The 13,748-nt window shown below is 54.5% G+C and carries 10 protein-coding genes; 6 read left to right on the forward strand and 4 right to left on the reverse strand.

Features of this window, described 5'->3' with window-relative positions; translation table 11 throughout:
- The first annotated feature begins 14 nt into the window (after positions 1–14).
- The 3 genes from KP806_RS01020 (at position 15) to KP806_RS01030 (ending at position 4,260) form a co-directional block, all read left to right on the forward strand.
- Complete coding sequence (locus tag KP806_RS01020) at positions 15–2,759, forward strand: alpha-mannosidase (RefSeq protein WP_224721698.1); 2,745 nt, start codon at positions 15–17, stop codon at positions 2,757–2,759.
- Positions 2,760–2,918: 159 nt separating this feature from the next.
- Positions 2,919–3,116 (forward strand): DUF2188 domain-containing protein, encoded by a 198-nt coding sequence (locus KP806_RS01025; protein WP_224721699.1) that lies wholly within the window; start codon positions 2,919–2,921, stop codon positions 3,114–3,116.
- 232 nt (positions 3,117–3,348) lie between these two features.
- On the forward strand, positions 3,349–4,260 hold the full coding sequence (locus KP806_RS01030; RefSeq protein ID WP_224721700.1) for a DMT family transporter: 912 nt from the start codon (positions 3,349–3,351) through the stop codon (positions 4,258–4,260).
- A 77-nt stretch (positions 4,261–4,337) separates the two neighbouring features.
- Here the strand turns inward: KP806_RS01030 and arfA are convergent, their stop codons facing one another.
- Positions 4,338–5,855 carry an arabinosylfuranosidase ArfA gene (gene arfA / locus KP806_RS01035; protein WP_224721701.1) on the reverse strand — a complete coding sequence of 506 codons (1,518 nt, stop codon included), beginning with the start codon at positions 5,853–5,855 and terminating at the stop codon, positions 4,338–4,340.
- Between the two features lie 472 nt (positions 5,856–6,327).
- Here arfA and KP806_RS01040 point away from each other — a divergent pair, with 472 nt between their 5' ends.
- Entirely contained in the window at positions 6,328–7,230 is a 903-nt protein-coding gene (locus KP806_RS01040; RefSeq protein WP_224721702.1) for an ArsR/SmtB family transcription factor, read from the forward strand.
- A 55-nt stretch (positions 7,231–7,285) separates the two neighbouring features.
- Here the strand turns inward: KP806_RS01040 and KP806_RS01045 are convergent, their stop codons facing one another.
- Positions 7,286–8,911 (reverse strand): response regulator transcription factor, encoded by a 1,626-nt coding sequence (locus KP806_RS01045; protein ID WP_224721703.1) that lies wholly within the window; start codon positions 8,909–8,911, stop codon positions 7,286–7,288.
- Between the two features lie 187 nt (positions 8,912–9,098).
- Here KP806_RS01045 and KP806_RS01050 point away from each other — a divergent pair, with 187 nt between their 5' ends.
- Positions 9,099–9,986 (forward strand): carbohydrate ABC transporter permease, encoded by an 888-nt coding sequence (locus tag KP806_RS01050; RefSeq protein ID WP_224721704.1) that lies wholly within the window; start codon positions 9,099–9,101, stop codon positions 9,984–9,986.
- Positions 9,986–10,819, forward strand: coding sequence for a carbohydrate ABC transporter permease (locus KP806_RS01055; RefSeq protein WP_224721705.1), 834 nt, complete (start codon positions 9,986–9,988; stop codon positions 10,817–10,819). Before KP806_RS01050 ends, KP806_RS01055 begins: the two co-directional genes overlap by 1 nt.
- Before the next feature lie 86 nt (positions 10,820–10,905).
- On the opposite strand, the gene KP806_RS27740 is transcribed toward KP806_RS01055, so the two are convergent.
- Complete coding sequence (locus KP806_RS27740) at positions 10,906–12,237, reverse strand: DUF11 domain-containing protein (RefSeq protein ID WP_224721706.1); 1,332 nt, start codon at positions 12,235–12,237, stop codon at positions 10,906–10,908.
- Between the two features lie 165 nt (positions 12,238–12,402).
- Positions 12,403–13,707, reverse strand: a complete 1,305-nt coding sequence (locus tag KP806_RS01065; RefSeq protein WP_224721707.1) for a YheC/YheD family endospore coat-associated protein — start codon at positions 13,705–13,707, stop codon at positions 12,403–12,405.
- Between the last annotated feature and the right edge of the window lie 41 nt (positions 13,708–13,748).

Genomic DNA, 13,748 nt, shown 5'->3' on the forward strand with positions numbered 1-13,748 from the left:
AGGGAGGCTTCGCCATGACGAAGAAGCGCACCGCGCACATTATTTCCCATACCCACTGGGACCGGGAATGGTATTTGCCTTACGAGAAACATCATGTGCTTCTCGTGAAGCTGATGGATACGCTGCTGGATACGCTCGAGAAGGATGAGGAGTACCGCAGCTTTTATTTGGACGGCCAAACGATCATTTTGGAGGATTATTTGCAGGTGCGGCCGGAGAAGCGGGCCAAGCTTGAAAAATATATCCGGGACGGGCGTATCTTTATCGGACCTTGGTATATTTTGCAGGACGCCTTCCTGACGAGCAGCGAAGCGAACGTACGCAACATGCAGATCGGGCATAAGGATGCGGAAGCTTACGGCACGATCGCCAAGGTCGGCTACTTTCCGGACACCTTCGGCAATATCGGGCAGGCTCCGCAGCTGATGCGCCAGTCGGGCATCGACAATGCCGTGTTCGGGCGCGGCGTAAAGCCGACCGGCTTCAATAATACCGTTTCGGACTCCGATTATGAATCCTCGTTTTCGGAGCTGCTGTGGGAAGGTCCGGACGGCTCGCAGGTGCTCGGCATCCTGTTTGCGAACTGGTACAGCAACGGCAACGAAATACCGGCGGGCGAAGCGGAGGCCAAGGAATACTGGGACCGCAAGCTGGCGGATGCGGAGAAGTATGCTTCTACGGGTCAGCTGCTGTACATGAACGGCTGCGATCACCAGCCGATTCAGCAGGATTTGTCCGAAGCGCTGCGCACGGCGCGAGAGCTGTATCCGGATACGGAATTTATCCATTCCAATTTCGCGGATTACCTGGAATCGGTGAACGGAGCGCTTGACCGCGAATTGTCGGTCGTAAAGGGAGAGCTGCGCAGCCAGCGCACCGACGGCTGGTCGACGCTAGTCAACACGGCTTCGGCTCGCGTTTATTTGAAGCAGATGAATCAGCTCGGACAAGCGATGCTGGAGAAGGTCGCCGAGCCTCTTGCTGCCTATGCGTCCCTGCTCGGTGCGGAATATCCGCATCATCTGTTCACGTACGCGTGGAAAACGCTGATGCAGAACCATCCGCATGACAGCATTTGCGGCTGCAGCGTCGACGAGGTGCACCGCGAGATGGTGACCCGGTTCGATAAAAGCCGCCACGTCGCGGAAGCGATCGCGGACGACAGCAAGAGATGGATCGCATCGGCCGTACGCACCTCCGGTTTTTCCGGCTATGGCGGGGATGCGCTGCCGCTAGTCGTCTTTAATACGACGGGCTGGACGCGCAGCGGCGTAGTCGCCGTCGAGCTGGATATCCGGCGCGTTTATTTCCGGGAGGGCTTTACGCTCGAGGAGATGAACCGCCAAATGCGCGAGCTTGATATTTCGGGCCGGACGCTCGTTGCGCATGACGGAACTCCGGTCGCTTTCGGGGTCGAAGATTTGGGTCTGCAATTCGGCTACGATCTGCCGGACGACCAATTCCGCCAGCCTTATATGTGCCGCAGGGTTAGATTGACGTTCGAAGCGGTAGACATTCCGGCTCTTGGCTTATCGGCATACGCATACGTCACCGGAGCCGCCGCTCCCGCGCAGGAGGCGTCCCTGCTCGCAGGCGACCGCATCATGGAAAATGATTATATCCGGGTCGAGCTGGCCGATGACGGTTCGCTGACGGTGACGGAGAAGCAAAGCGGAAGGGTGTTCCGCGATCTGTGCGTCTATGAGGATTCCGGAGATATCGGCAACGAATATATGTACAAGCAGCCGGACGGCGAGCAGGCCCGAACGACAAAAGGGCTTAGCGCATCAATCGAGCTTGTTGAAAATACCCCTTACCGGACGGCGTTCCGGATCGTCCACGAGTGGGAAGTGCCGGCTTCGGCGGACGAGCTGTTCGAGCGCGAAAAGCAGGAAGCCGTTTATTTCCCTCAGCGAAAGGCACAGCGGGTGAGCCGCATGGTTCCGCTTACGATTGAAACGGTTGTCAGCCTGACGAGGAACGGCAAAGGCGTGCTGGTGCGGACCTCTTTCAACAACCAGGCGAAGGACCACCGGGTACGCGTGCTCTTCCCGACGGATCTCGAAACATCCACGCATCAAGCGGATGCGATTTTCGAGGTGGCCGTCAGGAATAACGAACCGGCAGCCGAATGGCAAAATCCGAGCAATTGTCAGCATCAGCAGGCTTTTGCCGATGTTACGGACGAGAGCGGCGAAGCCGGTCTCACGATAACGAATCTCGGCTTGAACGAATATGAAATTTTGCGTGACGGCCGAAATACGATCGCGGTGACGCTGCTCCGTTCGGTCGCCGAGCTTGGCGATTGGGGCGTATTCCCGACACCGGAAGCGCAGTGCCTCGGCGAGCATCAGGCGGAATTCATGATCATTCCTCATGCCGGCGGCGGCGTGGAAGCGGGAGCGTATACGGAGGCCTATCAGTTCCAGACGCCATGGACAACGGCGCAAACGGATTTGCATGACGGAGAGATAGCTCCGCATGGGGCACCTCTGGCTTGGGAAGGCCGGCAGCTCGCCTTCTCCTCCATGAAGCTGGACGAAGCAAGCGGCGACGTTATGCTGCGCTGGTTCAACCTGACTCCGGAAGCAGCGGAGCTGAAGCTGAGCACGCCGCTTCTGGACTGCGGCATCTACAAAACGACGATCCTCGAGAAGCGGGGCGAGCGCATCGATGCGGGCGGCAGCAGCCGGCTTGAACTGCAGACGGGTCCGTGCGAAATCGTTACGCTGGGCTTGATGGTCGGTTCGAATACGTAAACGATAGTTCGAAAAGGACACAATTTCCGGGTTATGAAATGCATAGCTTTCATCGGCTGTGGAATTCGACGGTGCTGAGCGGTCTTTCGAAAGTCAAATGTTTACCGCGCTTGTCTTCGGGTTAAAGGGTTAGTAATTCCTTTGATTGGAGTGAGGACCATGCCCTGGACCAAAGACGACTACCCGGATTCGCTGAAAAACTTTACCGCTCCCATACGCAACAAGGCCGTTGAAATCGCCAACGCCTTGCTGGAGGACGGCTATGAGGAAGGGCGGGCCATTGCGATCGCGACCTCGCAAGCCAAGGAGTGGGGAGAAAACCGCGATAAGCAGATTCGGAAAAAAACGGAGTCATAATTCCGGATTCGGGAGAATCGACGCAAAGCAGCGCTGCACCGGGGCAATACGACCGGTTGCGGCGCTGTTTTATTTGTGCCGGACGGGGCCCCGAAATCGGCCGACTGCATGGCGAAGGCAAGACGATAGCCGGTTGATTTCGATAATTTGTAAGTTGATTACTTAAATTAAGAGGAGTATGATGAACATGTTCATATTCTTTAAGCCATTTAGACAGCAAGGAGTTTTCATCATGTCAAAATTATCGAAATTACAGTCGTTTCTGCTGATCCTGTTTCTGGTTATCGTGTGGGGAATCAACTGGCCGTTGTCCAAATTCGCGCTTGCCTATATGCCGCCCGTGCTGTTCTCGGGAACAAGGACGCTGCTTGGCGGCCTTCTTTTGCTTGTCATCGCGATCCCGCGGTACAAGAAGCTGAACCTTGGAAAAACATGGCCGATTTATCTGATCTCCGCCGTGGTGAACGTCGTCTTATATTATGGCCTGCAAACGGTGGGGCTGAACGATTTGCCGTCGGGGCTGTTCTCGGCGATCGTCTTCCTGCAGCCGGTGCTGGTCGGCATCTTTTCATGGCTGTGGCTGGGGGAATCGATGAACGGCATGAAAATTGCCGGCCTGCTGCTCGGCTTTGTCGGGGTTGGAGTAATCAGCAGCGGCGCCGGCGGGCTTTCCGGACACATTTCCGTAGAAGGCGTGCTGCTTGCGCTCGGATCCGCGCTCAGCTGGGCATTAGGGACGGTATACGTGAAGCGCGTCGGCCCCCGTGTCGATCCGATTTGGCTCGTTACGCTCCAGCTGATCGCAGGCGGTTTGGCGATGACGGCCGCGGGCAGCGGGGTGGAGAGCTGGCGGGACGTGCAGTGGAATCCGGCTTTTATCGCGAGCCTCCTGTTTATTTCAATCTTCGTCATCGCGATTGGCTGGCTTGTATTCTATAAGCTGATCGATTCGGGCGAAGCGGGCAAGGTGGCCTCCTACACGTTCCTCATTCCTCTCGTCGCCATATGGGCGGGCACGATCTTCCTCGACGAGCCGTTCACGTCAACCCTGCTGATCGGCCTGGTTTGTATTGTCGTCAGCATCTATCTGGTCAACCGCAGACAGCCGGCGGCACGGTCCGGACTGGTCGGAAAAGCCGGCTAAAAAATTAAGGTATGCCCCTGCACGGACGCCTGTCCGTGCGGGGAGCATACCTTTTTTGTGTCGGCACTCGCCGATCGTTAACCTCTTGATCCCGCAACCTGAAGGCGGATGACGTTCCACGACGCCTTGCCGAGACGTGCGCTGACCTGACCGCCGTCGATGACGGATTGGCCGCCCGCCCGCGGAACGACGTTGTTCGGATTGGCTTTTGTGTTGATCGCTTTGAGGTCGTCGTTTTCGAGCACGAGATGCTCGATCAGCCTCAGCTCGCCGAAGCTGCGGACATCGACCTTAAGCTCCATGTCCTCGCTCAAGTGGCGGTTTACGGCAAATACGGTCACCTGACCCTGCTCCTCGTTGTGCACGGCGATCGCTTCCAGGTAAGGGACGTCCGTGAAATCTTTGGCGTCGTATTTTGGCGACGAGACGATAGGCTGCAGCACCGTGCCTCTGCCGTACAGCGACGCATGCAGGTAAGGATAATAAGTCGTCTGCAGCCAAAGCGGTCCGCCATTCTCCGTCGTAATTGGAGCGATGACATTAATGAGCTGCGCGATGCAGGCCATTTTCACACGGTCCGCATGTTTCAGCAGCGTAATCAGGAAGCAGCCGACCGCAAGCGCATCCTCAAGCGTGTAGACGTCCTCGAATTCCGGCGGAGCGATCTGCCAGCGTTCTTCCGCGCGGCTGCTGCCGATGGAATTCCACACATTCCATTCGTCGAGGGAGAGCATTAGCTTCTTTTTGCTGCGTTTTTTTGCTTTGACGTAATCGCAAATGGAAGCCACGCTGTCGATAAATTGATCCATATCGAGCGAACGCGCCAGGAAGTTTGGCGTGTCATTGCTGTTGTTATTGTAATAAGTGTGGAGGGAAAGAAAGTCTACCTGATCGTAGGTCAGGTCAAGAACGGTCGCCTCCCAATCCGCAAATGTGCTCATGCCGCTCGATGAGCTGCCGCAGGCGACAAGCTCCAGCGAAGGATCTACCCAGCGCATCGCTTTGGCGGTTTCATTGGCGAGCCTTCCGTACTCCACGGCCGTCTTCGCGCCGATTTGCCACGGCCCGTCCATTTCATTGCCGAGACACCAGGTTTTGAACCGGTGCGGCTCCTTGTAGCCGTGCGAAATACGCAAATCGCTCCAGTAGGAGCCCGAAGGATGATTGCAGTACTCGACAAGATTGCGGGCTGCGTCGATGCCTCTCGTACCGAGATTGACGGCCATCATGACCTCGGCACCGACAAGCTTGGCCCAATCGGCGAATTCGTTCGTGCCGATTTCGTTTGTTTCGGTCGTCCACCAGGCCAGCTCCAGCAGACGTTTACGTTCCGACTTCGGTCCTACGCCGTCCTCCCAGTTATAGCCGGATACAAAATTGCCGCCCGGATAGCGGATAATGGGAACGTTTAAAGCGCGGATCGCATCCAGCGCATCACGGCGGAAGCCGTTCTCATCAGCAGTCGGATGGCCGGGCTCGTAAATGCCGCCGTAAACAGCACGGCCGAGATGCTCAATAAATGAGCCGTACAGGCGTGGATCCACCTCGGAGACGGTGAAATTTTTATCGATCAGCATAGTGGATTTAATGGACATGAGAAAATGCCTCCTCTAAAGAATTCGTTAATATGTTAATTCTGATTATCTCGTGATATACTAAATATTAATACTGAACGGGTTAAATGATCAATATGCGATTTTAGAATTAACTAAATTGCTTATTCTATAATGAGATATATTTCCACTGAATGAATGTTTGTCTGGAACTGGAGTTTGAATAACTGGATTATATATGTCTTTTATTTTTAGATGCTCAACTTTTTACGAAATAAATGGATTTGATCCATCTAAAATCGACTATCCACCTTACATCAGCCATTTTCCGAGATTTATATGCAGTAAATCCAACTATTTCGCGAAAAAGAGGTTATCTGCTGAATATAGATCCATCAGATCCATTTATTTCAACAAGCATACAAAATGTATGGAATGACAAGCGGTGAGGGGCGTTTCAGTCCGGAAAGCGCAGCCGACCTTTTCGCCATACTGCCAAGAAGGAGTCGACCCTATGTTCTTAACGACGGACGCCGGCTCGCTGCGCGTGTACGAGGCTCTCGCCAGCGAGGTACGGCTGCAAATCATCGACAAGCTGTTTCTCAAGGAAATGAATATTAAGGAGCTGGCTTCCGAGCTTTATTTGAGCAGCGCCATCGTGAGCACCCATGTGAACAAGCTGCAGCAGGCAGGGCTGGTCACCTGCCGGATGAAGAGGGTGAATGGCGGAACGTACAAATACTGCTCGATGAGCTCGGAATATTTGCAAATCAAGCTGTCGCCGGCACAGAGCCTGGCAAGAAAATTCGTAGAGGTTGCCATCCCGGTCGGCCACTATACCGATTTTGAGGTTTCGCCGACATGCGGCATCGCAACGGCCGAGAAGCTGATCGGCCACTACGATAATCCGACCTATTTCCTGGATCCGGAGCGGGTGAACGCCGGCATTCTTTGGTTTGCCCGCGGCTATGTCGAATATAAGATTCCCAATTATTTGTTTAAGGATCAGTCCATCGAGGAAATCGAAATTTCGCTGGAAATCGGCTCCGAAGCGCCGCATGTAAGCGATGAGTGGCCGTCGGATATCCAATTTACGCTTAACGGCAGGCTGCTCGGGGTTTGGACAAGCCCCGGCGATTTTGGGGGAACGAGAGGCAAGCTGACACCGGACTGGTGGCATGAAGACGTGAACCAGTTCGGTTTGATGAAGGTGCTGCGGATTAACAAAGCGGGAACGTTCATCGACGGCCGGCAAATGTCGGATGTGAAGCTCGGGGATTTGCAGGAGGAGCAGAAGCAGTGGACGTTCCGGATCAGCGCCGAGGATACCGGCAGGGGACGAGGCGGCTTGACGCTGTTCGGCAAGGGCTTTGGCAACTACGATCAGGATATCGTTATCCGCAGCTACTACAGGTAACAGGGAGGGGGGGGAGGGCTGCCCAGCCGGACCAGCCCCGAGGCTCTGCAGACTTCTAGCTGTCCCCGATATAGTGATGCTTCCGGTAATCGTTCGGGGAGCAGCCTGTCCATTTTTTGAATACCCGGCTAAAGTACTTTTCGTCCTGAAAGCCGACCAGCTCCGCGACCTGGGCGATTCTCAGCTGTCCGTTGCCGAGCAGCTCCTTGGCCCGGTTGATGCGGACGCTCGCGATAAAGTCCGACAGATTACCGTTTGTCTCCTGCTTGAATTTGCGGGAAATGTATTCACGGCTTAAGAAAAACCGCTCGGAAATGTCCTGCAGCGTAATGTCCTCCTGAGGATGCTGCTCGATGTAGCTTGCGATCTCCTGAATGATGCTCCGGCCTTTATCCTGACCGGCGATTTTGGCCGCAGCTGCGCAGGCCGCCTCGTAAACCGAAGACTCCCATGCCTCAATATCGAAGTGGCCATTCGCGTCGACCGGGATGCGGTACGAAGCGAGGCTGACGGCGGCAGAGCCGCCGCTTTTTTCTCCGCCTGGCTGCGCCGCCGTCCAGGCCGTTTCGGCCAAGGCATATTGCTGCATGGCGAGCTTCAGCGCATCCACGCTCAGATAGTCCCGCCGGCTGAGCTCCTCGAACCATGGCTTCAACGCACGGGCGATTTGATCCTTGTGCCCGCCTTGCACCGCAAACCGGATTTGCTCCTCATACTCCTGGAAGGCCGGCTGCCTGCCGGTCTGGCGGAAGAGCTCCGGGTCAAAGCAGTGAATATACGCGTCCTTGTCGAACAAGTTGTGCTGATTAAGTGCGGCGCGGGCTTGCTCATAGGCAGGCCCGGCCGCCTGCGGAAAGCATTCCGCCCGTCCCAGTCCGATATGGAATTTTGTCTTCAAAGCCACAAAAATCGCCTCGTTTATGTCGGCAAGCAGCCCGGGCGCCTGTCCGCCTTCTCCCCAGAACAACAGCACGATTTCATGCTCCTTGCCCCAGTGGCGAAGCGCGTAACCGAGCCCCCGGTCCTTTAACAGCTCATTGCAAACATTGGTAACCGAGAACAGCAGCAAGTCCAGCCCCGACGCAAACTTTTCCCTTACCGCCGGCGGAAGCAGCTCTAAATTCAATACGGCCATCCGGACGCGCCGGACCGGCTCCGTCACGCCCAGCTCGCGGCATATGATATCCCCGAAGGCGGGATACGCGCCGGGCTCGGCGATCATTTTCGATACATACTGCTCCAAATACAACGGCTTAAGCTGATTCAGCTCCATGCTCATCGTGCGGCTTTGGCTTCTTCTCCGTTCTTCTTCCTTCAAGGCCTCCACCGCCTTTGTCAAGGCGCCGGTCAGCTGCCCGGCGTCGATCGGCTTCAGAATGTAGTCGACGCCGCCGTATTTCAAAGCATGCCTGACGAAGCTGAAATCGTCGTGTCCGCTGATGACGATGATTTTGCAGGCGGGAGCATGCTCGGCCGCCCATTCCAGCAGTGCCGTCCCGTCCATATTGGGCATCATCATATCGGTGAAAATGATCTCCGGCCGCTGCTCCTGAATCAGCCGCGTCGCGGCTTGTCCGTCCTGTGCTTCCAGAATCTCCCCAATGCCGTAGCTCTGCCAAGGCACGAGCAGCCGGATCGCCTCCCTTACATGCTTCTCGTCGTCGATAATGAGCGCCTTCATCCGTCGTCTCGCCCGCCCTTCCGCTTGATTCGTTTGCCTATACACTAACCGAAGTGGTGCCGAATGGTCAATATAGTCCACCCACCTCATCATTTTCCTCTGTGGTTTAATCGGGTATGCGGTTTTATACTGTGAACATTGAGGGACACAAAGTCATTAGGGGAAGAGAAGGGGGACTAACAAAATCATGTCGAAGCGAATCAAATGGAGCGAATGGCTGCAGCAGACGGTATTCGTCGGACCCGGGCTCGCCGCATTCGTATTAATCGTATTGGCTCCTTTCGTGATGGGATTTTACTACACGTTTACCGAGTGGAACGGAATGGATCTGAATCATGCGAAGTGGGTCGGGTTTAGCAACATCTCACGCATCTTCGGCGATGACCCGCGCTTTTGGCAGGCGTTCTGGTTTACGACGAAATTTACGGTTGCGGCCGTTGCATTCACGAATGCGACCGCTTTCCTGCTGGCGCTGCTGCTGACAAGCCGGCTCAAAACCCGCAGCCTGCTGCGGACGATTTTCTTCCTGCCGAACGTGATCGGCGGCCTGCTGCTCGGCTATATCTGGTATTTCATTTTTGTCCGCGGCTTTCGTGCAGTCGGAGAAGCGACCGGCATCGGATTTTTTAATTGGCAGTGGCTCGGGACGCCGAACACGGGCTTTTGGGGTATCGTGATCGTTTTCGTCTGGCAGACGGCCGGTTATATGATGATCATTTACATTGCGGCGATGGTCGGCATACCGAAGGAGCTCGCCGAGGCGGCCAAAATCGACGGAGCCGGCAAATGGCAGACGCTGCGCTCGATTGTCGTTCCGCTCATCATGCCGGCCATTACGATCTGCCTGTTTCTGACGACGTCCAACGCCTTCAAGATGTTCGACCTGAACTTATCGTTGACGGCCGGCGGGCCAGGCAACTCTACGGAATCGATTGCGCTGAACATATACAGGGAAGGTCTTGTCAACAACCGGTACGGGCTGGGGACGGCGAAAGCGATGATTTTCTTCTTCGGCGTAGCGCTCATAACGATTACGCAGGTATGGTTCACCAAGAAGAAGGAGGTTGAGGCCTGATGGAGAGTAAGCAGCGTTATACGCCGGGCCTTCTGGCTCTGGAGGCGGCCGGTCTCGCACTGGCGCTCCTGTTTTTGACGCCGTTTTATTTTTTGCTCGTGAATTCGTTTAAAAAACTCGGAGATATACTGCTGAACGCGGCATCGCTGCCGGAGGCGATCGGTCTGGACAATTTCAGACGGGCCTGGGTCGCGATCGATTTTCCGAAGGTGTTCATGAATTCGTTCCTCGTCACATCTGTGAGCGTGCTGATGCTCGTCGTTATCAGCTCTATGATGGCTTACCGGCTGGTGCGGCGTCCGACAGCCTTCAATAAGCTGCTGCTGACGGTGCTTGTAGCGGCGATGATTATCCCGTTTCAGTCCGTCATGCTGCCGCTGATGAAAATTACGTCCATGTTTGAGCTGAGAGGGCAATTTTACGGGATCGTCATCTGTTATATGGGGTTCGGCATTTCGTTATCCATGTTTCTTTATCACGGCTTCATCAAGTCGGTGCCGCTGGAAATCGAGGAGGCTGCCGTCGTGGACGGCTGCTCGCCGTACGGCGTGTTCTGGCGCATCGTATTCCCGCTGCTGAAGCCGATCTCAGTTACCGTCGTCATTTTGAACGTGCTGTGGATATGGAACGACTATCTGCTTCCGGTGCTCGTTATCAACGATAATATGACGACGATTCCGCTGGCGGTTCAGAAGTTTTTCGGTCAGTACTTGCGGAAATGGGATCTGGCGATGGCGGCGCTGACGCTCAGCATGATTCCGATTATTCTGTTTTTCCTGTTTTTGCAAAAACATATTATTGAAGGAATTACGGCCGGCTCGGTCAAAGGCTGAATTCCGTATCAGGCAAAATAAAGACGCCGCTCCATGGGTGGAGCGGCGTCTTCTGTTCAAAAGCCCGCGAAGGTAAGCCGATGGATTTATTTGCGGGAAGGCAGCACGGTGGAAGTTATCGTGGCGGTGTTGTTATCGGGATCGTCATTAAAGGTCGTCGTCGTCGCCGTTACCGTATTCGTGATTTTTCCCTTCTTATTCGGAATGACCATCATCTCAATGGTAGCGGTAGCGCCGTTCGGTAAAGTGCCCAGGCTGCATGTGACGACACCGTCCGCTTCCGTACAGGCTCCTTGAGAGGAGGCGGCCGAAAGGAAGCTGACGCCGGCCGGCAGCGTATCCGTAACGATCACGTCGGTTGCATCCGATGGGCCCGTGTTATCCACCGTCACGGTATAATGGAGAATTTGCCCGACTCTTACCGGGTCGGGGGCAGCCGCCTTATTCACGACCAGATCGGCACCCGTTATTCCGGTAAAGGCAAAAATAAATACGTTAGGTCCATTTGTCGCGGGTTGATCGTTGGCATCTGTCGGATATCCAAGGCTGTATACCTCAGCTTCGACTAAAGAGAGCGTCAAAAATGCCTCCGACTCGTTGGCCGCAGCGCCGTAAAATATCGTAAAGCGCAATGCTCTGCCAGGCGCGAGAGAGCCGAACGCAAAATCAAAGAGTGCGCCCTGGTCGTCAGGACCGCCAAAGTAATCGGGACTTCCGGGGGTCAGGGTAGTCGGGGGACTGCCAACATTGTCGGGACCCGGGGATGACAAAGGGTCAGCGGACTCAAACCCGTCCGTAGTGGCAAGCATGAGTCCGGCCGCATTACCGACATGAATTCTAACCCATTCATTGAAAATTGTAGGAGGGACATCCCAGTCCATGACCCGGCGGTAGCGAAGGTCCCCGATCGGATCCGTCCCGGTGTTGCGGATTGTAACCGTGACTGCATACAAGTTAGCAGTTACCGCCGAAGGATTGAAATCATGCGTCACTTCGACACGGCTGTCGCCGTCCCGCACGACGGATCGAAAGGCGCTTCCTACGGAATCCGGCTGGCTTTGACCGCTGTTATTTGTCACTCCGGTTCCTGGCAGCACGACCAGATTGTCAATGCCAAAGTCTAAATTCGCAGAAGCAGTAAAAATGCCGGTAGCGGCATCGGCATTGGCGACCCCCCAGCCTTCGCACAGGCAGCCATTTGCGGTCGCCTCACCGCCGGTCGTCAGGATATTCGGGATATATCGCAAACCTACATCCGTTGTATCTTCCGGAGGGGTAGGCACACCGCCGGGAACGTTCAAATTCCCTTCCGGATTAATACCAAGCTGGATCAAAGAGCCGTTGTCGATGATCGGATCGAGCGACGGGCTTGAAGCTATTCTTCGTTTATTTTTACATTTCTGATTTCTCTCACTCACTGGACAAACGCCTCCATAATCAGGATACTACATAGGTATATGAGGGCAGCCCGCAATCTGTATAGTCGTTTGTCTAGTCGGCAGCATTTTTTACAAAGCGATATCTCTTTCCCGTAATAGGCAAAACAAAGACACCTCTCCTTCGATGGAGCGGCGTCTTCCGTTTTACCCTGATTCAAAACCCGCCAGCGATTTCGCATATTCGAACGGCTGCCGCATCATATGGTAATACAGCTCGCGCTGGCCACGAATATACAAGGGCAAATTGTTTTGCGGAAACTTATTGATCTCCAAAATCCATATATTCATTTTTGGATCTACGATGACATCGAAGCCTACATCGCCAAAGGTGCCGAATTGGTCGATCCTCCTGCAGCATTTGAGGCAAACACGAGCGATTTCCTGCAGCTTTGCCGATGCCTGCTTGCTGTTGAGCCGGAATATCCGCTGCAAAGCCGGCTTGGCAGCCTCCAGCTTACCTTCCTCCGTGAAGTTGGTCGTCACGCTGTCCAACGCCCCGAACCTAGCGAATATTCCCGTACAGGCCCATTTTCTAGTCCGGCCTTTTTGCATAATAACCCTGAAGTCGACGTGGCGGCCGTAATATTTCAGCGGAACGGCCTGCTGCACGTGATAGAGGTAGCTTTCAGCCAGATTTTTGATGAATGCAGGAGCGTCGCGGCTTTGAAGCGTTATTCGGTTCCGGTCCCTGTCAATGAACAGATACCCGTCCGCCGTTTTTTGTACCATGAACAATCCGAGCGATTGCAGGGTTTGGCTCCTTTTGACATAGACGGAGGAGTGGGTTCGCAGCATGGCGTCCAGGTCGTGTATGCTGTTCAATTTTTGCGTATGCGGCAGATGCGAGCAGACGTCGGAATCCTCAAAGAGGACACGCCATAATTTCCACTTATCGTCGAAAACCGTAGGATTAAAAAGCTTTTCACCCATCTCGTTTACGAACTCATGGGGAATATCATGGCCGAACGCTCTTCGGTAGACGATATCCGGGTAGGGGATGACAATTTCCTTCCAGACCGGCGGTTTGCCGTTTGCAGGGGGCGCGTAGTAACAGGCGCGGATGGTTCGATCGGCAGCATTGATGTCTTTGGGAGAGAACAAACAAATGAGTCCGCCGATATGTTCATAGTCGCGCAAATAATCCTCATAACGCTCCAGCCGCCGGACAGCGGGAACGATCATTCCAATGACGGGACCAATATAAATATGGTTTTCTTTTATTCTGATCCGGTAAGGAAGGTGCCTGGGGATGGCAAAAGGCTTAAATGCAGCGGTCGATATCCCAATCGTATTGGCAGGCAGCAGAGGATCGACTTCCACCTCCATTTCGATTTCAAGCTTGCCTAAATGCAGCCAAACCTTGCTCGGAACCGTCCCGTAGCCAGATACATTCGCGCTGGAAAAAGAGAGGCAGGAAGCTTTTTTTCCGTTCAGCCATTTCAGCTTCAACTTCTCCACCTCCTTTTCTTAATGAATTAGCAACATTTCGT

The sequence above is a fragment of the Paenibacillus vietnamensis genome, from assembly GCF_020169515.1.
Lineage (GTDB): Bacteria > Bacillota > Bacilli > Paenibacillales > Paenibacillaceae > Pristimantibacillus > Pristimantibacillus vietnamensis.

Excerpts from the sequence above, each read along its gene's own strand:
- KP806_RS01020 (WP_224721698.1), top strand. The coding sequence starts at position 15 with ATGACGAAGAAGCGCACCGCGCACATTATTTCCCATACCCACTGGGAC.
- KP806_RS01025 (WP_224721699.1), top strand. The coding sequence starts at position 2,919 with ATGCCCTGGACCAAAGACGACTACCCGGATTCGCTGAAAAACTTTACC.
- KP806_RS01030 (WP_224721700.1), top strand. The coding sequence starts at position 3,349 with ATGTCAAAATTATCGAAATTACAGTCGTTTCTGCTGATCCTGTTTCTG.
- arfA (WP_224721701.1), bottom strand. The coding sequence starts at position 5,855 with ATGTCCATTAAATCCACTATGCTGATCGATAAAAATTTCACCGTCTCC.
- KP806_RS01040 (WP_224721702.1), top strand. The coding sequence starts at position 6,328 with ATGTTCTTAACGACGGACGCCGGCTCGCTGCGCGTGTACGAGGCTCTC.
- KP806_RS01045 (WP_224721703.1), bottom strand. The coding sequence starts at position 8,911 with ATGAAGGCGCTCATTATCGACGACGAGAAGCATGTAAGGGAGGCGATC.
- KP806_RS01050 (WP_224721704.1), top strand. The coding sequence starts at position 9,099 with ATGTCGAAGCGAATCAAATGGAGCGAATGGCTGCAGCAGACGGTATTC.
- KP806_RS01055 (WP_224721705.1), top strand. The coding sequence starts at position 9,986 with ATGGAGAGTAAGCAGCGTTATACGCCGGGCCTTCTGGCTCTGGAGGCG.